Source organism: Prevotella vespertina (assembly GCF_009728485.1).
Taxonomy (GTDB): Bacteria; Bacteroidota; Bacteroidia; order Bacteroidales; family Bacteroidaceae; genus Prevotella; species Prevotella vespertina.
Window position 1 is genome coordinate 21,781 of sequence record NZ_VVIQ01000001.1, and the last position, 25,225, is coordinate 47,005.

The window sequence follows — 25,225 nt, forward strand, 5'->3', positions numbered from 1 at the left end:
AGAGCCAACCAAATGTAGTAATGTGTAAGTTACTTTCTATGCAAGAAGAAGCGTACCAATACGAAGTTAATTGGGACACATATAGCAAACATGGGAATCATGGCTATCTTCTTATCGAGCCCTAACATCAGAAAAGCATGCAGTGTAAGGGTTTGCAGGAAATAGTTTACTATATGTGAGAAAACAAAGCCTAAACCTCGCTTGGCAGTCGACTTAACACGGAAAGTATAGTGAGTTGAGGCGATATAATTAAAGGTGAAGCTCACAAAGTAACCAATAGTATTTGACAAGAGAGGCTGTAACCACAATAACATAAGTAAATAGATACCATACTGGATGGCTGTTGCTAAACCACCAACGACAATGAATCTAACGATTTCACCGAGTTTCTTCTTATCTAAAACATCCTTTCTCATCCTATTCCTCATTCTCTCTAAAAGGCTTATAAAAACCTTGATCGGCATAAGCTAATAGTTCTTTATCTCCACGACTATCGCCAAAAGCGATTAAAGTATAGGCATTGCGCTGTGGAAAGAGTGCTTGTAAGCGTCGCACTTTCTCTACTCCATAACAATTATTAGTGGTGAATTTGCCTGTTAAATGGTTATTGCTTATTTCAATCTTAGTACCCTCAACGATAATATTATCACCCATTTCATCGAAGAAAGGGCGCACCCAATTATCTATACTTGCACTGATAATCACGACTTGAGCACCTTCCTCTATTGCTTTCTTTATTACCTTCATTCCTTTCGGACGCAGGAGTTGCTTATTATGAAAAGCAAACTCTGTACAAAGGTGGTTGAAATCGTCTACTAGCATACCCTTAAAGAAGCATGAGAACATCCGTTGTTTTGCCTTCCAATTGGGGTAGAATTTTAACTTCATGAGCACCAATAAGGGGGAAAACAATAAGAATCCCAACAAGAAGGTAGTATTACCTCGAGCAAAACGAATAAACTCTATGAGTGTATCCTTCGTCGTTAATGTACCATCGAAGTCGAATGCATAAACCTTCTTCACCATCATCAAACTCCTTACTTATAGTACATAAATAATGAAAAGGAATGCTAATCCAAAAGCCAAAACGACAAATTGCATGAAACGATCATGCAACATCACCTTCGTCGGATCGCCACTTCTCTTATCAACAACAGCGATTTGGATATAACGCAATAGACCAACAAGAACAAAAACACTGGTTAGATAAAGGTAATCAGTGTGGAAGTTCTGTATTGTTTCGGGGCTAACAGTGTACATGATATAGCACACGAGGGTCACACTAGACGTTATTGTTATTGCTTGATTGATGAAAGTTAGGTTATAACGAATGGTATTTTGGCGTGGTGCATGCCCTGTTTCATTCATTCTAACGACATCATCTCGCCGTTTAGCAAAGGACAAGAATAACATGAGAAGAAAGGTCATTAAGACAATCCACTTACTTAGATGGATACTTGTTGCATATCCGCCAGCTAGGATTCGAAGCACAAATCCAAAGGAAACAACACACACATCAATAATTGCATACTGCTTTAACTTTAGGCAATAGGCTATGTTTAATAACCAATAAAATAGGATTACACTTGCAGTCTCTAGTTGGCTTTGACGTAACAAAAAGGTCGAAAGCATCGACAAAATGAACATCAAGAACATAAGTGTATAACCTTGTGGGATACTAATTGCACCTGACGCCATAGGGCGATGGCACTTCACAGGATGTCGCCTATCGTCATCTACATCGACAATATCGTTCAGACAATAGATAGAAGAGGCTGCAAAACTGAAACAAAGGGCTGTGACAAGTCCTGCATAGACGGACTCTATATGCAATAACGCACCTCCGAAAAAGACAGGAAGGAGTACTACAAGGTTCTTAACCCATTGATGTGGGCGTATTAAACGGATGAGATTCTTCATTATTTCAGCTTATTCTCTAAGGGAGTTATAATTCTTTCTAACATTTGATGGACAATCCATGCAGCACATAAGGTTATGCCGGTGGTTAACAAGAAGGTGGGCCAATAAGTCCAATGGAGCTGTTCCACATACGCTAATACAAAGTGGTCATGAATAAGATAAGCTTCTAGACTTAACGTTCCAACAAACTTGAAAGCCTTATTGATGGCTACTGGTGTACGACGAAACACTCGATTCAATAATAAGATGGTTGTAATTGTAAGTGGAATATATAACATTCTCTCTTGAAAAAGGGGGAATTGACCATGCTTCTCTTGCTCTAAAAAGATGCTAGAAGCCAACGCCATGATGAAAATTAACCATATCATCCATATTGAAGTACCATCCATTGTATCTTTCCGTTGCACTGATGCAGCCATATTAATGCCTATAAAGAAGATAGGAACTCTACTCCAAAAAATTTCCAAATGCCCAACAGCATTATTAATAGGTGTAACGTATTGTACTAATATACACCACATCAACATCACAACAGGCAACCATCGATAAATAGGGTGCGTGAGGATGAGCTTCATATAGAATGGACTCAGGAGATAAAGGAGCATGATTGCAGGGATATACCAGAACGTTAACTCATCATGTAACCAAAAGTCCCAATTGATCGAGATATCTCCTATCAAATCAATGATGCTTGTGCTATGTCCACTATGTTGTACAAAGGATAAGTCGAGGTAATCGGGAATATAATACAAAGAGGCTAAAAGCAACCAAGTTGGATAAATGCGTAAGAACCTACGAGTGAAGAAGTGGGATAAAGATGGGCGTTTGGTCCATGAGAACCAAAGTCCCATACCACTAAGAAAAAGGAAGATATCAACACCGATATTGCCCATTCTTCTCAATCCGAAGAACATGTCTTCACGAGGTAACCCTACATGGAATAGGATTACAAAGAGCATGGCTGCACCCATTAACTCACCTCGATAGCGGCTGATATTAGCCAATTCTATGTCCTTTATCTTCATATCTTTTCTTCGATGAATCCATTATTTTATACTTCTCTCTTCTTTAATCGAGGACTGGGAATACGTTTCATCAATTCTTTAAAGAGCCAAGCCAGGCAGATGGAACTGATAATATAGAGTAGAAGTCCCGTCCAGTAATCCCCTTCGCGAGACAATGGTATGAAGATCTTACGCGTGATGGGATGACAAACAAATAGTGCTGCAGAAATGCTACCCACCCACGTAAGCATTGCCATAAAGCCCGTCTTATATTCTTTTTGTGCAACTTGCAATCTACTGGTTAGCTTTACAAAACTAACAGAAGCTATACAAACAGCCAACGGAACGAAGTACCATGTGACGTAATTAAAGCTCATCAAGACGATAGCAAATAGTGAGAGAAGAAACAAAACAAGGTGAGTTGCTGTATTCAAAGGACGCATATAACGGGCATAAAGCACACCAAAACCAAATGGAAGCATACCTCCTACGAAATTATAACGCCATCTATTCAAGGCTTCTCCCTCAGGGTCACAAGCTAACTGGATGGCTGCACAGATAGCAATTAAAAATACATTCCATACCCAATGGCGCCGATAAAGGCAAAGCCGATAGACAATATAGAACTGAATCATCAGTCCGAAGAACCAGTAAGGACCAGGCCATATAATGTCATCAGGGTGTGGTAAGAGGTTGTTAAAAAGTCCCATTTGACCGATAATATCTATCACTGCATAATGATGTGGACTCGGTGTAATAGCATCCAACATGGTAAATGCAACAAAACCAACTATCATCATGCTGAATAACTTTAACCAATGATACTTAATAAAGCACCAAACTGGTAACTTTTCCTGCACAAGTTGGCAATTTCCACGTGCTACTTCCTCCTGTTGCTCATACTTCATTGTCAATCCGTAAGCCGAAAGGAAGAGGAAAACAGGTACTCCATAATGACCGAAAAAAGACAGTATATGAAAGAAGAAGAGCGTATCCAACGGACTATGTATCACATGATAGAACCAGTTAACATTCTCTTGAAAATACTGATACTCGTTCTCCTTCACCACAGGAGCTAGCCAATGGCAATAGTTATGGAGGAATATTCCTATGATGGCAAGGCCTCTCAAGGCATTACACTCTGCTCTTGTCAAGAGTTCTCTTTTCATTTCTTTGCTTCAACAAGTTTATCGTAATCGGTCGTATTCTTTAATAATCGAGGTCGTTTCTCATCATACTTCGAACTCAAAATATTATATTCAGCATGATAATCCTTCGTATGGATGCCCGCTAAATACAATAACATGTGAGGCAAGGCATCTGTCATAAAACGACGATTCTTCGCTGCTTTGATCTCACGGAACACTTCTGGATGATTTGCAATATACTTCTTTGAACAATAAACCCAGAATGGTATCTCGAATTCAAACCTAGCCAAATCATAGTCAATAGCGGCTGAATGCTTCCTACAAATAAAGCCTCTATTCCCTTCGTAACACTCTTCTCCATGGTCAGGCATATAAATGACGATGGCATCTTGGTTCTTGAAACGTTTGACGATTTGGTTTACTATTGAGTCATTGTATAGTATTGCATTGTCATAATGCGCCAAGACGCTACGTTCACTCACATTCAGATCACTCCGTTTGTTGGTATAATCATCTGCATGAAAGTGTCTTCTATCGCTTGGATAGCGTTGTTTGTAAGCCACATGTTGCCCAATTAGATGAAAGATGATAAGGTTATGATTGGTACTCTGCTGCTTCTCTTTTTTATCGAAGTCATCGAGTAAACCACTATCATATTGATATAATTGATCATTACGAGTATCAAACATAGCTTGAGAAAGCTCTGGATGATTTAAGAAGAAACCGCCACTAAAATCATAAACAGCCTCCTTTGCCTTTGGTAAGAACTGATTGGTAATGAATGTCACATGGTAACCAGCCTTACGGAAAAGCTCTGGGAAGAGAGGATAATCGCACCACTCGCCTTTCTCTCCGACCACATGTAGAGAAAAGACATTCTTAAAGACAAAGCTAGTAAGGTTCCATGGCGATACAACATCACTGAATGGAACGAGTAAACCAGACTTCTGTAACTTTATCTGTCGAGGCGTTGTTGGCATGAAGTAACCATACTGTTGCGAATGATGTTTGCCATAACTTTCACCGATGATAAGGACAATATTAGGCGATTTAAACGTACAACTATCCACTTTCACCTTGTCTTTTGCCTCAATCAATCGGTCTATCTGCTGTGAAGCTAACTCATTTGCAAAGATGCTAAAGACAAGTCTATACACGGGAAGATAGAACTGTGCGCAATCACTTGTGGTCAGTTCATGTTCGACAGAACCTATCGTATCCATCGAGAACATCTGTACCATTTCCTTCTTATTATGTGCAGAAGTACAAGCAGACCACACCAATAAGCCCAAACTTAACGCTCCTAATACTGGTTGAAGACGATTAATACCTTTGCAAAGAACCGCATAACTCTTCTGCAACTTATCAGGTAACTGCATCCTTACCTTGCCCCAGAAAGCACAAAGAATATGGATAAGCATAATCAACAGAACCAGCCCGACACCAGAAAAGAGTAAGTCTGCGCTGAAATAACTACTAAAGAACTCACTTGCTTCTCTCCCATCTGTTTCCCCAACAAGCAGCAACATTGAAGGGTTTAATGTCGATTGGAACTTCTCCCAACAGAACACATCTGCCATCGTCGTTGCATAGGCAATAACATATAAGAAAGCACGAATCCATCGGCGTATGCGCATCGGTATGAATGTAAGCAATAGACATACAACGTACAAATCAAGGAAGAGTTCTAACCAAAGATTACCATAGACACATGCATTCGGATCATTCTTTGGCAACTCTTCAAACGTGACTAACACGCCAAGGAGATACATGAAGAAAAAGAATCGGGCATTCTCCTTAATAGGCTGATACACCTTATTTAATAAGTAAGCTACACTTCTCAAAATTTTCATATACACACTTTCATTTCCTTGCAAAGTTAACTTAAATTTATGATATGTCAACTTTTAACAACAGAATTAACATTATACTCTCTATATAAAGGTGCTTTTTCCAATCTCAATATACCCAATAAATAAAGTGACAAGGGTATTACTCTCTATGGGATGAGGCTGAGTAATAAGCCTTACTATACCTCCTTATCTTCTTGAAGACTGTTCGTGTATCAGGAAAATAGATTAAAAATTAATAGAAAACAAACTAATATTTTAAGATTAATAATCTATTTTTCTAATACAAGAGTTCTCTTTTCTAAGTTAACAACGGGCTTCCATAAACATAGCTAAGCGTATTTTGTAATTTAAGACATGATTTCTTATGAGCAAGAAGACAACTGTCAACTTTTTTCAAAAGTATTTATAAGGATTGTAAAGTCGCTTTCTTCCAGGAAAGAAGATGAGTACATGAGAATAAAGAGAGTCTTTAAAGTAAGGAAAAAAAGCCATCTAAACCTTTCTCATCTATACCTTATTAATATAAAGACGTGGTTTTACGTCTTCTAAAAACATCTCTTCTTCGTATGCAACAAAATAGCTCTCTCTCCCAAAGAAAGCCTTTCAAAATCGTAAACAATACACTCAAAACCATATATTTAACACTTTACTGCCTCATTGAGATAGATTAATAACACATTAAAAATATCGTGTGTCAAACAAAGGAAATCATTAATAAGAGAAGAAGGAATAATTGCTTAAAGCGAAACTAACGACTCCTGTTATACCTAAAAGGGAAATTAAAAAATAATAAAGGCAATAAGTATGCCTAAAAAGGAAACTTCTTTCTACTAAAAGAAAGAAATATGTAAATAATTGTAAATACCTTTGCAATAACAAAACCACTCACGTTTAGACGTAAGGATAAAGTTAGGATAAAAACAAATAATCACTAGTTAAATAATTAAATAGATTTACTTACAATTATGAGAAAAATTAGTTTCTTGTTGTTTACACTGCTTGCATTGCTGTATGTGACCGATGCAAGTGCACTGATAGTGAACGACACTTTCACGCGGGATGGTAACACGTACAGGGTTACTAAGATGGATGAGGCTCATGATGGCATCCCCAAAACTTACAATGTGGCGTTCGTATCATCTACTAACACTACCGTAAACATTCCTGCAACTGTTGCGGACCCTAATAACCAGTACACTTTTAATGTAACGGCTATTGCTAATAACAGTACAGTTCCTAATGCTACATCTGTCACGATGCCTAACACTATCGTATCGATTGAGGCTAATGCGTTTAAGGGTGGTCATATCACAAGTATCACAATACCAAAATCTGTCACTGAAATCAAAAGTGGTGCTTTCGGTCAGATGAGCCACCTTACAGCTATTAACGTTGATGCTGCGAACCCAAACTTCCGCTCTGATAATGGTGTACTCATTGAGAAGAAGGATTCAAAAGAGTGGGTAGCTGCATATCCTTTGGCAAGACCTGATGCAGAATATACAGTGCCAGAAGGTGTTTATGGTGTATACACAAATGCTTTTCAACGTGCATCTTACCTAACAAAAATTACTTTACCAGCTTCGTTAAAGGAATCACCTTCAACAGCAGAGTTCAATGGTTATACAAGTGCTCAGAACCTTAGAGAGATTGCTGTTGCTGCTGGTAACACGGCATTTAAGTCTGTTGATGGTGTCCTCTTGTCGGCTGATGGTAAAAAGTTGATTGCTTATCCAAATGGGAAAGCAGGTTCTCCTTCAACTAATCCAGCTTATCAAGGTGTGACAGGGCAGCCTAACGCAAGTGTTTATAAGATTCCAGATGGTGTGGAGTCTATAGAGCAAGCAGCCTTCGCACAGGTTAATGGACTTACAGCTATCGAATTGAATGGTGTAAAGAAACTCGCTAAAGGAGCTTTTGACAAGGCTGTTAAATTAAGAAATGTATTGCTTGGTCCTTCTGTTGATACGATAGAAGATGGAGCTTTCGGTGGTAATAATGACCTCGCTGCCTTTGATGTAGACCCAGCAAACCCTAATTATGCAGCTGATAATGGGGTCATTTACACAAAGAATAAGGAAGAACTTGTGTTGTTCCCTGCCGGTAAGGCTGGTGAATATACTACTTTAACAACCACAAAGAAGATTCGTAACAGGGCTTTCTACTATGCTCAAAAGGTAACCAAGGTGACGTTCAATAACAATCTTGAAGTGATTGATAATGATGCTTTCCAAGCAACTACAAAATTAGAGAACATCACTTTTGAAGCACCAGCTAAGATTAAGACTATCGGTACGTTTGCCTTCCAAGGCTCAGGACTAACCGAGCTTAACATACCTGCATCATTAGAAGTTGTTAGTTGGAGCGCCTTTGGTTCAACTAAACTAAAAAAGGTTACCGTTGCTGATGGTTCGCAGTTGCAATCAATCAATACGGGTGCTTTTAATGGTTGTAAGGATCTTGAAGAATTTACCTTTGAGGGTTCTTCTACCTTGAATAAGATTCAGGCAGATGCTTTCAGTGGTGATGATAAATTGAAGAGCTTTGTTATTCCAGAGAAGGTTACAGTCCTTGAGAGAGGTGCTTTCAATGGTGCTTCTAGTTTGGAGACTATCACCTTCAAGCAACCTGCTACGATGACAGTTATCGGTGAAGGTGCTTTCCAAAATGCAAAAGCATTAAAGAGAATAGAGCTTCCAAATACTGTAACAACGATTAGCAAGGATGCTTTCAATACTTGTTCGAGCTTGAAGGAGATTGTAATCCCTGCAAGTGTGACCGCTATAGATGCCACTGGCTTCCAAGAATGTGCTAAACTTGAAAAGTTCACAGTAGATAAGAACAACCCAGTTTACTCTAGTGTTGATGGTTTCTTGTTGAGTAAAGATAAGAAGACATTAGTCTCATTCCCTCCAGCAAAGGCCAATACCTATTATACAATGTTGCCTCCAACTATCGAGACAATCGGTAAGCAAGCATTCTACTTCGTACAGGCTCTTGAGAACGTAACAATCCCAGAGAAGGTAAAGAAGATTGAAGACTTCGCCTTCGACCGTGTTGGTAACTTGAATACGATAGCCTTCTTAGGTAAGACTCCTATTACTGATGTTGCAGCATCAGCATTCAATCCTGCTAATGTAGATAAGACTAAGATTGACCTTAGTGTACGTAAAGATGCAAAGGCAGCATTTGATAGTGATCCTTTATGGAGTCAGTTCCGTACCAGAGGTGTCTCTTTCTTCAAAGAAACAAATGGTACTGGTAATGGTACAACAGAATACTTCCCATTGTCAAAGAAGGCTGTAATGATTGTTGGTACACAAGCTGACGTCTATACATACGTAGTAAAACCAACCGTAACAGATGACAATAATAACACATACGAGGTGCGCCTTTGGGGCGACTATGCAATGAATGACAACACAACCAATATACAGGAGGTTGTCTTCAAGAATACACTTGATTATGTAGGTCTCGATGCCTTCAAGAAGAGTAATGGTTCTTCAAGTGTTAAGCGTATCTACTTCACCGCTACTGAACCTACAAAGGATATGAGTGCAACGAAGTGGGAATACATTGATAACTCAGGTAACTATACCCAGAAGGAGTTTGAACCAAGTCTCAAGGTCTATGTAAAGAAGTCTGCTGAGAATGCCTATAAGACTGCTACAGGTTGGTCTCGTTATGCAGGTCAGACATCTTATAAGATACCAGGTGAGATTAATATAGCACATTGGTATGGTACTTTCGCACGTGAGTTTGATGCTGACCTCGGTATCTATGCACGTGAGAACAATGAAGCAGGACGCATTGGTGCATTCATTACGCAGACTGCTGGTATGTCAACAGAGACGGATGCTTCAACTGGTGTACAGACCACAAAGTTCATTATGAAGAGTATCAATTATGGTAGTACTCACGTAACTGACTATGATTATGTACCTGCTGAGACAGGTGTATTGTTGGAGAGTCGTAGTGGAGCAAGTACTCCTGCAGACTTCTACTATGCTATCGGTGAGAAGGACAATGTTACATATAGCCTCTCAAATAACATCTTGGAAGGTGTGACGGTGAAGGATACAAAGAAGCAGTCATCTACTTCTGACCCAATCTTCGCAATGACAACAACGGGTATCTTTAAGCCTCTCAAGATAGGAACAGATCGTACGATCCCTGTTCACAAGGCTGTTGCTCGTCCAAAGGTAACACTATCAGGTTCTGCAAAGGTTATGTTTGTCTTTGATGAGGATGGTTCTGCTATCAATGTTGTGAACGGCATTGAGAATGTAGAGAATACCACAACAACAGACAATAACGTTTACTACAACTTGCAAGGTCAGCGTGTTGAGAATCCACAACATGGTGTATTCATCCACAATGGCAAGAAAGTTGTTTTAAAGTAAACTACTAAGTATATAAGAATTAAAGACATCTTCATTCTGTAAGGAGTGTTGCTCTCTGTACTACATATCAACAGAAATGTACGCAGAGACAACACTCTAAAACAGGGAAAAAGCTTTATTCAAAGAGATTTAAAATCTATATTCTACATTTTAAAAAGACCATACAATGAAAAAGAAGACATATATAACACCTGAAATTCTCTGCTGTAACTTAAGAACAGAAGGATTGATGGACGACCATACAGCTGTTTTACAAACAAGTCCCCGAGTATCTTCCACTGCTCCTGGACAAGGTGGTGACCTTGGTGATGACGACGAGGTAGCAGCAAAGCCATTCCATCATTTCGATCCATGGGAGGATTAAACAATGATGTTACTATTCCACTCTTCTGAGGTAATGGATGCTAGAGACCATTTCTACCAAGAGATGAGACATCAACACGTAATGGTTGTGTTGCGTCAGGTAGGACTTGGAATACTCGTCTTGTGTTCATTGATGATAGTTGCATTATGCGCATATATGTATGGACTTATTGGTTAGATTGAGTTCACAAACACATTAACAAGAAACCTATTGACAAAAGAGCAGATTCTTAAAAGATAAGAGTCTGCTCTTTTTTTTATAGTGTGCAGCACATTAGTAGTACAGATTGTCAATGACAAAAGTACATATTGTGGGGCACAAAAGTATATATTGTCAACCACAAGACTAATAAGACCTCAGTCCTATACAGAGATACCCTCAGTCCTATACTGAGATACCCTAGGTATAGAACCATGATAACTTGAGTAATATTGAGAAGGGTGCTTAAAAGTTTAATAGGACTTGTAAGGCACGAGTTATACACCCGTAGGGCACGGAAGTATAACCCGTACCCCACGAAAGTACATTTCGTCGTTGTTAACAATTAAGCCTTTTGCTTAGCAAGTTTTCATTGATTTAGAATTACAGGTTAGACATCTAAGCATTATTATGCCTTCGGAATATGTAAATTAAAGAACAAATTAATTGTAAATTAGAGAAGGAATGACGTTTAAGTTAAAGTACAAATGCCCAGTAAGTATAAGTACGATTAACGTATAAGTTAGAGAACAAAAGTACTTTAAATATCATATTTAATCTCTTTAGACAATAAGTATTTAAGGAAATCACAATCTTTTATTATCTTTGCAAAAGATATAAGGAGAAGAGATGATAGAAACATTCAACACGGGGGAGACTCAAGAGAGTCTGAGACAGGAATATAATCCAGATGGTTCGGTGCTACGTAAAGCACAACTAAGACTATTGGATATGGCAATCTATCTACAAGAGACAGCACGAAAGATAGGCGTTCCTTGTAGGTTGGATGGTGGTAATGTGCTCGGTGCTCTGCGTCATGGTGGCTTTATTCCATGGGATGATGATATTGATATGGTGGTGAGCTATTATGATTTCAAGCGTCTTTGCGATTACCTCAAAGCCCACCCTCACCCTCAATATGTGCTGCAAGACAATGATACTGACCCTGGTTTCTATAAAGAATGGGCTTGCCTGCGCGACCTAAAGAGTGAGAATCACAGTCATGAAGCAAGTGACAGTGAGAACAGAAGAGTGCATGAAGCACAAAAGTTTAGGGGCTTACATATTGATATCTTCCCTTACGAAGGATATATGATACCCTCTTTACAACGCCTTGCAGCTAAACTGTCAGTGAATCTCAACTTAGAATTTGCTGGCAGATACCCTATGTTAGCACAGCTTGGTTACGATTTCTTACACCACATTGTGTTTCCTGGTTTCCGCATCCTCGGTAGACTCTTTGGCAATCCCGACCTATACATGCACTCATACGGAGCATGGTTTTATGAGCAAAATCCACGTCAATACATGATTCCTCACAAAGATATCGTCTTCGAAGGATATACTTTTGAAGGGCCAGCTGACCCTGAGGGGCTTTGTCGGATTGCTTATGGCAATTACATGGATTTGCCTCCAAGGGATAAGCGAGACAGACATAAGATTGATGTTGAGTTCAAGTAGGAGGCAAAGGGATAATTAATCTTCTAAAAGTAACGTATGAATATCGCCGTAATCTTCGCTGGAGGCTCAGGTCTCCGTATGCACACAAAGTCAAGACCGAAGCAGTTTCTTGACCTCAATGGTAAGCCGATTATCATTTACACGCTAGAGTTATTCGATAACCATGAGGCTATTGACACCATTGTTGTAGCCTGTATCGAGAGTTGGATACCCTTCTTAGAAAAGCAGATACGCAAGTTTGAGATTAACAAAGTGGTGAAGATTGTACCTGGAGGAAGCTCTGGTCAAGAATCTATCTATAATGGTTTGTGTGCTGCAGAAGAATATGCACAAGAACATAAGGCTGATGCAAAGCAGACAACCGTACTGATTCATGATGGTGTGCGACCATTGATTACGGAAGAAACCATCACCGATAATATTAATAAGGTAGAAGAGGAAGGAAGCTGTATCACCTGTATTCCTGCCACCGAAACCTTTATTGTGAAACAAGATGATGGCAATTTAGAGATTCCTTCACGTGCTAGATCACTCATTGCTCGTGCTCCGCAGAGTTTCCGTTTATCGGATATCATGGAAGCACATCGACGTGCTTTGCAGGAAGGAAGACATGACTTTATAGACTCCTGTACGATGATGAGCCATTATGGACATAAGGTGGCAACTGTTATCGGACCCATGGAGAATATCAAGATTACGACTCCAACAGACTATTTCGTACTGCGTGCTATGGTTCAGGTACATGAAGATCAACAGATATTCGGATTGTAAGAACGACGAAGAAGATGAATAACATACTGAAAGAAGATATACAGCTCTTTGCGTCTCGGTTTGCTTTAGCCACAGAGTTAGAGGGTAAGACGATTGCAATAACTGGTTCCACAGGATTGTTAGGAGCCTGTATGGTGCACTGTCTATTGGCTTTGAAGGCACAAAGAGGTGTCAACTTACATATCGTGGCAGTAGTACGAAATATGGAGAAAGCTGTTCGCCTCTTTGGAGAAGAGCGTGAGAAGCTCAGCTATTATCAATATGACTTCAGTTCAACGGAACCTTTCCAACCGAAGAGAAAGGTGGATTATCTTTTCCACTTTGCAGCCCCTACCGCATCAAAAGACTTCGTTGAGAAACCCGTAGAAACGATGAATACGGTTTATATGGGTATGCAGAATATCCTCAACTATGCTGAGCAAGCAAAGTTGGAATCACTTGTTTTAGCCTCAACATTGGAAGTCTATGGTACGATAACAGATGACTCTACCCCACTCACGGAGGACAAACAAGGTTATCTAGACCCGATGGCAACCCGTAGTAGTTACCCTTTGGCAAAGCGAGCCGCAGAAGGGTTATGTCATAACTATGCTGTGGAGAAGCAAGTAAAAGTAAAGGTTGCACGATTGGCACAAACCTTTGGCGCAGGAGTTAGCAAACAGGACAATCGTGTCTTTGCGCAGTTTGCACGTAGCGTTATCCATAACGAAGACATCATCTTACATACAACTGGCGAACTAAGTAGGTGTTATTGTTATACGACAGATGCGATCAGTGCCATGCTTTATATCCTATTGAAAGGTGAAGACGGAACAGCATATAATGTGGCAAATGAAGCAACTTACATCTCCATTCGACAAATGGCTGAACTCGTTGCCGAGACATTCAATCCTAATCATGTGCATGTAGTGATTGAGAAGCAAGAGGGTTTAGGCTATTCACCTACCACCAAATTACGCTTAGACACGCAACGAATACAAAGTTTGGGGTGGACACCTTATTATAATATGAAGGATATGTTTGGTCGCTTAATAGCCTCCATGAAGGAAGAATAGATATGAGTAACTTATATAAAAGAGTGAAAGACAGTCTCTTACACACATATAATCGAAAAGATTTGAGTGCGTGGGAACACACGCCATCTACCCCACTCCCTATCTATGGAGTTTACCATGTTATGTTAGATACAGGTTGGACTTCATTAGTTAAAAGTCAGATAGAAAACCTCAAGAGAAGTGGTCTTTTAACTGCAACAAAGAAACTATATGTCAGTTGTATAGCCTCTAAACAATCGGACGTGGCACTTCTGAAACAAATTATCGATAGTGATAAGGTAGAGATTATATCAAATAGTTCTGACCCAAAGAAGTACGAATATCCTGCATTAGAATATATCAGACAACTCGCAGATAACGAGGATTGCTTGATTTATTACTTCCATTCTAAGGGTATATCCTACCAGTCTATTACCACAAGAGATCGTCAATTCCATTCGTTCAAGCGCAAGATTGATGCGTGGAGAGAGCTCTTAGAATACTTTATCTTTGACAAGTGGAAGGTGGCAGTGAATGTGTTAACAGCTGGATATGACACTTACAGCTGTTATCGATGGCCTCCTCGCAAATATACCATGTACTCTGGTAGCTTCTGGTGGGCTAAGTCCGATTATATCAAGAGACTCCCACATTTCGACAAGAACATCATCTCTACCAATCGATTCTACTCGGAAGTATGGCTTTTCGAACTATCTAATCACAAGCAATTCTCTACTTTTGACACGATTGTCGACCTTTATTTCGTTCGTATTCCACGTTCGATTTATGCTGATGAAAGCCCTAAGGCTTGGGATAAGATCTGTTTCTCTCTCGTTTATAACATAAGGAAGATTGAGAAACATGTATTCAAGTACAACTATAAACAACGTTGTCAACAACGCTTCCAAAAGCTGAAAGAGGAAATATAAGACAATGACCTACACTTGTATAAATTCCCTGTTAAAATACTCAAAAGTATATTTTACAAACTTAGTATTCATCAAAAAAGAGCTTTATAAGTAAAACAATTACTCATTTTTGGCTATCTTTGTAAACTATTCGTAGCTTTTTAATAGGATAGAAGATAATATTCAACACATAAAACATTAAGCACATGAAAGCAAAAATGCTATTTCTAGCGGCTTCACTCGTCGCCACCTCGGCATTTGCCCAGGGGTTGAAATCGGGTATAGACCGCAACAACATGGATCTAAATGTCAAACCGGGAGAGAACTTCTATGAGTATGCTGCAGGTAACTGGATGAAGACTCACCCTCTAGACAAGGAACATCCAATGAACGGCGCATTTGTTGATCTAGAAGAGTTAAACAACAAACGCATTCGAGAAATGGTTGAGGATTATGCCAAGAAACCACAAAAGAAGGGTACTGTAGCACAGAAGATTGCTTCTATCTACAATCTCTACATGGACAGCACACGCCGCAATCGTGAGGGATACAACCCTATTAAGCCCGTATTAGCCAAAGTTCGCGCTGCTAAGACACGTAAGGAACTCATCAAACTGATGTATGATCTTGACGAAAAGGGCTATAACACTTTCCCCGTAGGCTTTGGGATGACTACTGACGCCATGAATTCTAGCCGATACATCATCGGTGTTTCACAGTCAGGATTGGGTTTGGATCCAGAGTATTACACACAACCTAATGAACAACAAAAGGCTGTTGTGGCTGCTTACAAGAGCTTGAAGAATGACTACCTGAAGATGGTTGGCAATGCTCCAGCAGTTGCAAAGAAGAAGATGGAAGAGGCTTTTGCACTGGAGAATCGTATTGCAAAGGTTAGTTATGACCAAGTGAAATCACGTGACCCACAGGCTAATTACCATCCAATGACATGGGAACAACTCTTAAAGGATTACCCAGGTATTGATTGGAACTACATCTTAAAGATTGCTGGCTATCCTAATAATGGTGGTAAGGTGGATGTTGGTCAACCGGAGCCAGTACATGAGGTAGAGAAAATCTTGGCTACAGCTCCACTCGATCAGTTGAAGGCTTACATGGAATTAGCTGTTATTTCAAGTTCTGCGGGTATGCTCTCTGATGCTTTCTCAAACCGTAAATTCGAATACACAAAAGTTGCTTACGGCGTTCAGCAGCAACAGCCACGTTGGAAGCGTGCCTTATCTTTCGTACAAGGTATTATGGGAGAGGCCGTTGGTAAGCTCTATGTTCAGAAGTATTTCCCTGAAAGTAGCAAGGAAAGAATGATTCAACTTGTTAAGAACTTGCAATCAGCTTTTGCACAGCGTATCGAAGAGAATACATGGATGACAGCTGCAACAAAGGCAAAAGCACTCGAGAAGTTACAGGCATTCGACATAAAGATTGGCTACCCAGATAAGTGGCAAAACATGGATAGTGTATTTGTTATTGACGACGCAAAGTCACTTCTTGACAATGTAAAAAACGTACAAGAGGCTGCTTCAAAATATATTATCTCTAAGCGTTGGGGTAAACCAGTTGATAAGAAACTATGGCACATGACACCACAGACGGTCAATGCTTATTATGATCCATCAACGAATAGTATCAACTTCCCAGCAGCTATTCTACAGCCTCCATTCTTTGATCCTGAGGTTGATGATGCCGCTAACTATGGTGCTATTGGTGCAGTAATTGGGCACGAGATGAGCCACGGCTTCGACGATCAAGGTTGCCAGTTTGATAAAGAAGGAAACATGAAGAACTGGTGGACAGACGAAGACAAGAAGAACTACGATGCACGTACAAAGGTGTTAGTAGACTGGTTCAACCAGCAAGAAGTTATACCAGGACTAAAGGTAAATGGCGAGAAAACACTTGGAGAAAACATTGGTGATAATGGTGGTTTGAACGTTGCTTATCGTGCATTAGAGAATAGTATGGAGCAAAATCCGCTTACAGACAAGGATGGTTTCACCCCTTCTCAACGTTTCTTCCTCGCATGGGGTCGAGTATGGGCAAGCAATGTTGCACCTCAATTTGTTGCTTACATTGTTAATTCTGACGTACATTCTCCTAACGTAAGTCGTGTTAACGCAGCCCTACCAATGATAGATTCTTGGTATAAGGCATTCGATATTAAAGAAGGTGACAAACTCTTTGTCCCACAGGAGAAGCGTGCTCACATCTGGTAAGAGATGCTTTCTTTGATTTGAGATAACGCCTTCTTCAAACTTTAAAGAGCCTCTTCTCCTGTATAGAAGAGGCTCTTCTTGTATTCCAGCATTGCTGATCAATCCTATAAGATAGCATTATATGGGTCGCAAATGATGTCACTTGACTTTACAATCGAAGCCTTTGTTTTAGGCATATCTGTAATAAATTAACATAGATAAAATCAAATGACACTTATCAAATATTTGCTTATTACGAACAATAAATGAGGATATTTATCTATTAATTCCATAAAAAGTAGTATATTTGCAGGCGATTAAAAGGTGTAGCAACTACCGTTTAGGTAAAAACATTTACACGGATGGCAAAGAAAGTAAAGTTTACTAAGATGCATGGTGCAGGTAACGACTATATCTACGTTAACACACTAGAGAATAATATACCTGACCCTACAGCAGCAGCCATAAAATGGAGTCGCTACCATACAGGTATCGGTAGTGATGGGTTGGTATTGATAGGTAAACCAACACAAGCAGGTGCAGATTATCGTATGCGCATATTCAATGCAGATGGTTCAGAAGCGATGATGTGTGGGAATGCAAGTCGTTGTATTGGTAAGTATCTGTTTGAGAAAGGACTCTGCAAAAAGACAGAGATTAATCTAGAAACAGCCTCTGGCATCAAGATTTTGCAGCTCCATTTAAATACGAACAAACAACAAGTTGATTCTGTAACAGTAGATATGCTCGAACCCAAACTTGACGTTCCTGCACAATACACAGGTGTTGCACCCAACTTATCAGAATTCCACCTCCCCTTGATCAAGGATGCAAGTGTTCATCCAACCTTCGTAAGTATGGGTAATCCACACTTCGTTATCTTCCTAGATAAGGAACAGGTAAAGGATTCGAATGTGCTTATCAGCGATGCAGAACTCACAGAGTTTGGTCATAGTCTAGAGCATAATACAGCTTTCCCCGAGCGTTGCAATATCGAATTCGCTTGCTTGACAGCTAATAATCACTTGCGTACAAGAGTATGGGAACGTGGTAGTGGAATAACAATGGCATGTGGAACAGGCTCATGCGCAACAGCTACTGCAGCTATACTAAATGGACTTGCAGATAGGTCGAAGCCTGTTGAGATAGAGATGGATGGCGGAACATTAAGCGTAGAATGGCGTAAAGACAATCACATCTATATGAGTGGTCCCGCAGCATTCGCATATGAAGGAGAAATTGATTTATAGATATATACAACACAATGGCACATATAAATGAGAATTTCCTAAAGCTTCAGAAGAATTATCTCTTTGCAGACATTGCTAAAAAGGTAAGTGCTTTTAAAGAGTCACATCCTCAAGCAAACGTCATCAGCTTAGGCATTGGTGATGTGACACAACCACTAGCACCAGCAGTCATCGAAGCCATGCATAAGGCTGTTGATGATATGTCGACAAAAGAGACATTCCATGGTTATGGACCAGAAGAAGGATATCTATGGTTACGTGAAGCTATCGCTAAGAACGATTATCTGGCACGTGGGATTCAAATAGAACCAACCGAAGTCTTTGTCAATGATGGTGCCAAGAGTGATACGGGTAACATTAGTGAATTGATTCGTTGGGATAACTCCATGGCTGTTACCGATCCTATTTATCCTGTTTACATCGACTCTAATGTAATGATTGGACGTGCAGGGGTATATGAGGATGGACACTGGAGTAATGTCACTTATATGCCTTGTGATGAAGCTAATCAATTCGTTCCACAAATACCAGACCATCGTGTAGATATGATTTATCTATGCTACCCAAACAATCCAACGGGTATGGTCATATCAAAGGAAGAGTTAGCAAAATGGGTTGATTATGCTATCAAGAACGACGCTATCATACTCTATGATGCAGCATACGAAGCATATATCCAAGATCCCAATATACCCCACTCTATCTATGAGATAGAAGGTGCGAAGAAAGTTGCCATTGAATTTCATAGTTATAGCAAGACTGCAGGTTTTACAGGAGTACGTTGTGGTTACACTGTCATACCAAAGGAATTGACAGCCAAGACAGCTGATGGTCATCGTGTGGAAGTTGCTCCATTCTGGGATAGACGTCAATGCACGAAGTTCAATGGTACGAGTTATATCTCACAGAGAGCCGCAGAAGCAATCTATACAACAGAAGGAAAGAAGCAGATCAAGCAAACAATTGCTTACTACATGGAGAATGCACGCATTATGCGTGAGGGTCTGGTCGAACTAGGTTTGACAGTTTATGGTGGTGAGAATGCCCCTTACTTATGGGTGAAAACGCCGAATAATGCTCCTTCATGGAAGTTCTTTGAGGAAATACTCTATGGTGCTCAAGTAGTTTGTACACCAGGAGTTGGATTCGGACAAGCTGGTGAGGGATTCATCCGACTTACTAGTTTCGGTAATCGCGAAGATTGTCTTGAGGCTATGACACGTATTAAGAAATGGTTGAAAGCATAAAGAGATAAAGTATAGCAAATAGGTGTTATACGGAAGAGAAAACTACTAAATCCTATTTTCATAGGATATTTTTAGTTACCAGTGGGACTTCATCGTGAGATGAGGTCCCATATTTTTTAAATGTTTAAGAGCCTTTGCTTGTAATAATTCCACATCTTTCTGTATCTTTGTAAACCAATAAAGTAAAACATTAAAAACTATAAAATTATGAATGTAGGAGATAAGGCACCAGAGATTTTGGGTACTGACCAAGATGGTAAAGAGATTAAATTAAGTGATTATAAAGGGCAGAAGCTCGTTCTTTACTTCTATCCAAAAGATTCGACATCAGGCTGTACAACCGAAGCATGTAACCTTCGTGACAACTATACGGAACTAAAAGCTCAAGGCTATGCTGTTGTTGGAGCAAGTATACAAGACGAGAAATCGCATAAGAAGTTCATAGAGAAGAATGAGCTACCATTCCCCCTCATTGCTGATACAGACCTAAAGCTTGTAGAGACCTTTGGGGTTTATGGCGAAAAGAAGATGTATGGTCGAACTTACATGGGGACATTCCGTACTACCTTTATTATTAACGAGGAAGGTATTATAGAACGGATCATTGGTCCGAAAGAGATTAAGACAAAAGATCATGCAGCACAAATTCTTACTAAAAAGAAGTAACGGAGAATAAACATAATAAGTTTTTCCATAAGAATAAATACATGGTAAAAACAAAAACAACAGAGGGCTTGAAGAATAAACTTCACGCCCTCGCTGCTCAATACGAAACACAAGACTTTATAAAAGGCGACCCATCATGGTTCATGCATCAAGTAATAGGAAAGCGCAACCAAGAAACCATTGCCTTCATAGCATCTTGTCTTAGCTATGGTTCTAGACAAGTATTCATGCCTCGTATCCAGTATTTACTTGACTGTTCTAAAGGATCTCCCTACCAATGGATAAAGTCAGGTAAGTTTAAACAAGACATCCCTGATGATGAAAATTGTTTCTATCGATTATATACGAATCACATGATGTTCAAGCTGTTACAAGCATTGCAATTAATGTATGAAGAATATGATGACATGGAAAACTATCTCTTCTCGTATGCTAAAGGAAACAATTTAGGTAATAAAATTAATGCTTTCATAGCAATAGAGGCTCTATGTTTATTCTTTAAAAACCATGAAGTCAAAGGTATTGTACCAAAGGACACAAGTTCTTGTTGCAAACGTGTTTGCATGTTCTTACGATGGATGGTTCGAAAGAACTCCCCTGTTGATCTTGGAATATGGGCAGAACTTATTGACCAACGTACATTGTTAATCCCTCTTGACACACACGTAATACAGCAAGCTATGCTATTGGGGCTTCTCACAAGTAAGTCTACAACAATGGTCGCAGCACGTCGCTTAACAGAGAAACTCCTTACCTTTTTCCCCGAAGATCCATTAAGAGCCGATTTCGCATTGTTTGGCTATGGGGTAAATCAATGATATTTATACAACAAAACACCTATAAAATAAAAATTCCAAACTCACTCTTAGTGAACTTGGAATCCTGTTTCTACTCTCAAATTTCTAAATCATGTCTTTAAATTAGGCAGCCATGTGGTTATTAACACTTACTGCCTTTGCTACTGTTGCTGCAATTACTACAGCTGCTAATACTAATGAAACCATAATCATTTACGTTTAATAGAGACCCTTTGTCTCTGGTTCTTTAATATGTTATCCTTTATCTTTTACGAGTGCAAAGGTAGTTAGTTTTCAACCGATATACAAGCATTTATTATACTTAAAGGCTTATTGGCATAGTTTTATTATTATGCGTCAAGACGATTGATATTTATCAACTTGAGGTTTATTTGCTACTTCAAATTATTTCAATTACCTTTGTTCCTCATTATAAATAGAGGATTAAACAATGGAAAAGAACTCTGAATTAAGGCACGCCTGGGACTTTGTAGAGCACACTGGTATCAGTATATTTCTTACGGGAAAGGCTGGTACTGGTAAAACAACATTTCTCCGAACACTCAAAGAAAAGAGTTCTAAACGTAGTATCATTGTTGCTCCAACAGGTGTAGCAGCAATTAATGCGGGGGGAATGACCATCCATTCCTTCTTTCAATTACCATTATCTCCATTTGTACCAGAAGCAAACTTCAAGAATCGATTCGATTATAGCAAAGAGAAACGCAAGATAATAAGAACGCTGGACTTACTTATCATTGATGAAATAAGCATGGTGCGCTCTGATGTTCTTGATGCTATTGATTCTGTTCTACGCCGATTTAGGGAACACGAAAAGCCTTTTGGCGGTGTACAGTTACTAATGATTGGCGACTTACAACAGCTAACACCTGTCGTAACACCAGAAGACGAAGTGATACTTCAGCGTTATTACGACACATCTTACTTCTTTGGTTCAAAAGCTTTACGCAGTATTAGCTATGTAACCATCGAATTAACACATGTATATAGACAGCAAGATGAGGAATTTATCACCTTACTTAATAATATAAGAGAAGGACAGGTAAGTGAGACAGATCTAAAGAGACTAAACGAAAGATTCAACCCTAATTTTGAACCAGAGGTGGGAAGTGATTATATTCGACTAACGACTCACAATAAAATGGCAGAGAGTTATAATGAAGTACAACTACACAACCTACCTTCAAAGGCTTGTACTTTCATAGCAGAAGCCGATGGTAATTTCCCTGAATACAACTATCCAGCCGACTTCAAACTTACGCTAAAACGTGGAGCACAGGTAATGTTCATTCGAAATGATAATAACGGGCGTTATTACAATGGTCGGATTGGACACGTAACACACATTGACAATGAGAAAATACTTGTACTTTGTCCTGGTGATGACAAGGAGATAGAAGTGCAGCAAGAGACATGGGAGAATACTAAATACAGCTTAAACGAAAAGACAAAACAAATAGAAGCAGAAGTACAAGGTACTTTCAAGCAATATCCCTTACGTTTAGCATGGGCTATCACTATACACAAAAGTCAGGGATTGACGTTCGAACATGCTATCATTGATGCGCAGTCGTCCTTTGCCGCTGGTCAGGTGTATGTAGCTTTAAGCCGTTGTAAGACTTTGGAAGGGCTTATCCTTGCCTCACCAATAAGTAGTTCTGCCATTATTAATGATAATCTGGTAATGAATTATATCTCTCATCAAACGGAAGAAGCAGAAAAGAGCATAGCAGCACTACCTACTTTGAAAGCTGAGTATTACCGACAACTACTCTTAGAATTGTTCAGTTTCACCGACTTAAAAGCCTGTGAAGATGCACTCTATCGTGTTCTAACAGAATACTTTTATAAGTATCCTAAGATTATAACGCTTCATAAGATGGCAATAATTGATCTTGACGAACGGATAATGAGTATTTCTTCAAAATGGAAAAGTATTATCTGTAATATGACAACAGATCAATTACACGAAGATGACTTCTTACAACGTATGAAAAAAGGAGCTCTTTATTTTCATAGTCAACTTACTGAGATTTTTAGTCATCTACTTGATATGACAAAAGGTGTACAATCTAATAATAAGATAGCCTACAAACGCTTTGATAACAACTATGCCGATTTACTTCAGACTTATGTTGTTAAGCATGAGCTATTGGAGAGAATCATGGAAAAAGGGTTCTCCATTAATGGTTATTTAACCGCTAAACAAGAGGCAATACTTAATAGTTTAGAGGAGAAAACAGGTAGGAATAGAAAAAATAAAATCGAAGAAACAACTCCTAAAGTACCTAAAATTAGTACGGGTGAAGTCACATTTAATCTCTTTAAGACTGGCAAGAGCATAGAAGAAATTGCTAAGGAGCGTAGCTTAACACCTGCTACTATACAAGGACATCTCATCCCTTATATCCAAAAAGGAGAGATAAAACTAAACGAAGTAATCGATGAGGAAAAAGCAAAGACAATATTACAAAAATTACAGCTTGCTGGTAAAGAAGCGTCTTTAAAAGCCATTAAGCTCTTGTGTCCAGCCGACATCACTTATACAGATATTCTATTGATAATGAAAACAACAATGACTTAATAAAGATAAAAATATAAGGTAGTATCAGTTTAAATCCTTATCTTTGCCGCCCACAACAACACACAACACCATGATTATAAGTTATACAATAACGCTGGTTACACTAGTAATCACACTGATATGCTTCGCTTTAGTAGCACGTAAATACCGCAAAGCTAGGAGCGGTCCATTGACCATTAAACGCAGAGTAATTATGATTAATTACCTCTTCTTAGTAGGTTATCTGTGTAGCTACTTCATACATCAACATAACGATGAAACTGAGATTCTTTGCGTTCCATCGATGTTAATTCTATACCTACTTTGGGAGAGTTACCTTGCTACCTGTACAACATTTAGCAATGGACAAATCTATAAGAATCGTTATGCTTGGCTATTTTATAATATTGTTCCAGCGACTTTAATCGTTCCGCATATCTTATTTAAAGTTATGGGACAAGGGTTAGAAATACATAATTACACACAACTTATAGATGTATTAAATCAGCCATTTCCCTTGCAGATTTATACAAGAATAACCCTTTCTATGGGATTATTTTTTTGTAAACTCATCATGCTTGTCGAAATTATACACCAACAGTTTCGATATAAGAGGCAAATAGTTGAAGAAAGAGGAGAGCAACGAGGTGTAAAATTCAGAAGTATTATTTATGGAGCATGGGCGTTATTACTTCTTGCCATGACTATCGGTCAGATTGTACCATCAATGAGCTATCACATTATCTTAAGGGTGCTCATCATTGGATTTGTCATTTGCACAACAATCTTCTATCTCAGCTTTCATAAGAGCTTAATGGCAATAGAACACAATATTTCAGATGCAGATAATAGTATCAAAGAAAAGATAGACTCCTGGTTAGAACAGAGACCCTTTCCTTTATCGGAAGCTGACCTAACAATGGAAAAAACAGCCGAATCAATCGGTATTAGTACTTCTTCATTGTCTTATTATATTTATGAATTTGCAGGTAAAACATTCTTATCTTGGCAGAGTGAGTGTAGAATGAAATACTGTAAAGAACTACTGGAAGACGAAAGAAAGAATATATCCGAGATTGCCTATGAATGTGGGTATAGTGACCTTGCGGCCATGAGTAAAGCCTTTAAAAAACGCTTTGGGGTTGCGCCAACCATTTATAGAAGGAAGGTCATTGAGCCACCAACAACATAAACAAACACATAAGATTCAAAGACAAGGAACAATATAAAAACTCGATGAAAAGGGATAAATTCGTTGTTTGAATCGCATTTTTAAACTATTGACAATAATAAATTACACTTATAACAAACAAAAACTATTTATATAGACAGACTTGTTTGAGAAATATCTTATCTTTGCAATCGTTAATTCAAAGCTATTATTGAGTAGCAATCAAATTACGT

20 protein-coding genes are annotated in these 25,225 nt (G+C 39.0%); 14 read left to right on the plus strand and 6 right to left on the minus strand.

The features are described from left to right. Positions 1 to 29: 29 nt before the first annotated feature. The 6 genes from F0475_RS00095 to F0475_RS00120 are packed head-to-tail and all read right to left on the minus strand — an operon-like array spanning position 30 to position 5,925. Positions 30 to 416 carry a GtrA family protein gene (locus tag F0475_RS00095; protein WP_155714859.1) on the minus strand — a complete coding sequence of 129 codons (387 nt, stop codon included), beginning with the start codon at positions 414 to 416 and terminating at the stop codon, positions 30 to 32. Position 417: 1 nt separating this feature from the next. Beyond that, positions 418 to 1,029 (minus strand): HAD family hydrolase, encoded by a 612-nt coding sequence (locus tag F0475_RS00100; protein ID WP_155714860.1) that lies wholly within the window; start codon positions 1,027 to 1,029, stop codon positions 418 to 420. Between the two features lie 12 nt (positions 1,030 to 1,041). After that, positions 1,042 to 1,920, minus strand: a complete 879-nt coding sequence (locus tag F0475_RS00105; protein ID WP_155714861.1) for a decaprenyl-phosphate phosphoribosyltransferase — start codon at positions 1,918 to 1,920, stop codon at positions 1,042 to 1,044. Continuing rightward, on the minus strand, positions 1,920 to 2,945 hold the full coding sequence (locus F0475_RS00110) for an acyltransferase family protein (protein WP_155714862.1): 1,026 nt from the start codon (positions 2,943 to 2,945) through the stop codon (positions 1,920 to 1,922). The genes F0475_RS00105 and F0475_RS00110 overlap by 1 nt, the downstream gene beginning before the upstream one ends. 26 nt (positions 2,946 to 2,971) lie before the next feature. Continuing rightward, a complete protein-coding gene (locus tag F0475_RS00115; protein ID WP_155714863.1) occupies positions 2,972 to 4,093 on the minus strand; it encodes an acyltransferase family protein in 1,122 nt (373 codons plus the stop codon). Beyond that, positions 4,090 to 5,925 (minus strand): phosphoethanolamine transferase, encoded by a 1,836-nt coding sequence (locus tag F0475_RS00120; protein WP_155714864.1) that lies wholly within the window; start codon positions 5,923 to 5,925, stop codon positions 4,090 to 4,092. The genes F0475_RS00115 and F0475_RS00120 overlap by 4 nt, the downstream gene beginning before the upstream one ends. A 965-nt stretch (positions 5,926 to 6,890) precedes the next feature. Here F0475_RS00120 and F0475_RS00125 point away from each other — a divergent pair. From F0475_RS00125 to F0475_RS00190, 14 genes are all read left to right on the plus strand, one after another. Next, a complete protein-coding gene (locus tag F0475_RS00125) occupies positions 6,891 to 10,328 on the plus strand; it encodes a leucine-rich repeat domain-containing protein (protein ID WP_155714865.1) in 3,438 nt (1,145 codons plus the stop codon). A 166-nt stretch (positions 10,329 to 10,494) separates the two neighbouring features. Further along, positions 10,495 to 10,692, plus strand: a complete 198-nt coding sequence (locus F0475_RS00130; RefSeq protein ID WP_155714866.1) for a hypothetical protein — start codon at positions 10,495 to 10,497, stop codon at positions 10,690 to 10,692. A gap of 3 nt (positions 10,693 to 10,695) precedes the next feature. Continuing rightward, positions 10,696 to 10,869, plus strand: coding sequence for a hypothetical protein (locus F0475_RS00135; RefSeq protein ID WP_155714867.1), 174 nt, complete (start codon positions 10,696 to 10,698; stop codon positions 10,867 to 10,869). Positions 10,870 to 11,520: 651 nt separating this feature from the next. Next, a complete protein-coding gene (locus tag F0475_RS00140; RefSeq protein WP_155714868.1) occupies positions 11,521 to 12,351 on the plus strand; it encodes a LicD family protein in 831 nt (276 codons plus the stop codon). A gap of 36 nt (positions 12,352 to 12,387) precedes the next feature. Continuing rightward, positions 12,388 to 13,122 carry an IspD/TarI family cytidylyltransferase gene (locus F0475_RS00145; protein ID WP_155714869.1) on the plus strand — a complete coding sequence of 245 codons (735 nt, stop codon included), beginning with the start codon at positions 12,388 to 12,390 and terminating at the stop codon, positions 13,120 to 13,122. 14 nt (positions 13,123 to 13,136) lie between these two features. After that, complete coding sequence (locus F0475_RS00150; protein ID WP_155714870.1) at positions 13,137 to 14,177, plus strand: NAD-dependent epimerase/dehydratase family protein; 1,041 nt, start codon at positions 13,137 to 13,139, stop codon at positions 14,175 to 14,177. 2 nt (positions 14,178 to 14,179) lie between these two features. Continuing rightward, on the plus strand, positions 14,180 to 15,085 hold the full coding sequence (locus tag F0475_RS00155; RefSeq protein WP_155714871.1) for a hypothetical protein: 906 nt from the start codon (positions 14,180 to 14,182) through the stop codon (positions 15,083 to 15,085). Positions 15,086 to 15,270: 185 nt separating this feature from the next. Further along, complete coding sequence (locus tag F0475_RS00160) at positions 15,271 to 17,298, plus strand: M13 family metallopeptidase (protein ID WP_155714872.1); 2,028 nt, start codon at positions 15,271 to 15,273, stop codon at positions 17,296 to 17,298. A 341-nt stretch (positions 17,299 to 17,639) separates the two neighbouring features. Then, the gene (gene dapF / locus F0475_RS00165) at positions 17,640 to 18,527 is read left to right on the plus strand and encodes a diaminopimelate epimerase (protein ID WP_155714873.1); all 888 of its coding nucleotides are present in this window, start codon (positions 17,640 to 17,642) and stop codon (positions 18,525 to 18,527) included. Positions 18,528 to 18,541: 14 nt separating this feature from the next. Beyond that, positions 18,542 to 19,774: an LL-diaminopimelate aminotransferase gene (locus F0475_RS00170; protein ID WP_155714874.1), complete on the plus strand. Its 1,233-nt coding sequence runs from the start codon at positions 18,542 to 18,544 to the stop codon at positions 19,772 to 19,774. 207 nt (positions 19,775 to 19,981) lie between these two features. After that, positions 19,982 to 20,440: a thioredoxin-dependent thiol peroxidase gene (gene bcp, locus F0475_RS00175; RefSeq protein ID WP_155714875.1), complete on the plus strand. Its 459-nt coding sequence runs from the start codon at positions 19,982 to 19,984 to the stop codon at positions 20,438 to 20,440. A 41-nt stretch (positions 20,441 to 20,481) separates the two neighbouring features. Then, the gene (locus tag F0475_RS00180) at positions 20,482 to 21,258 is read left to right on the plus strand and encodes a TIGR02757 family protein (protein ID WP_155714876.1); all 777 of its coding nucleotides are present in this window, start codon (positions 20,482 to 20,484) and stop codon (positions 21,256 to 21,258) included. Between the two features lie 430 nt (positions 21,259 to 21,688). After that, a complete protein-coding gene (locus tag F0475_RS00185; RefSeq protein ID WP_155714877.1) occupies positions 21,689 to 23,842 on the plus strand; it encodes a helix-turn-helix domain-containing protein in 2,154 nt (717 codons plus the stop codon). 193 nt (positions 23,843 to 24,035) lie between these two features. Further along, the gene (locus F0475_RS00190) at positions 24,036 to 25,013 is read left to right on the plus strand and encodes a helix-turn-helix domain-containing protein (protein WP_234422921.1); all 978 of its coding nucleotides are present in this window, start codon (positions 24,036 to 24,038) and stop codon (positions 25,011 to 25,013) included. The last annotated feature ends 212 nt before the right edge of the window (positions 25,014 to 25,225 follow it).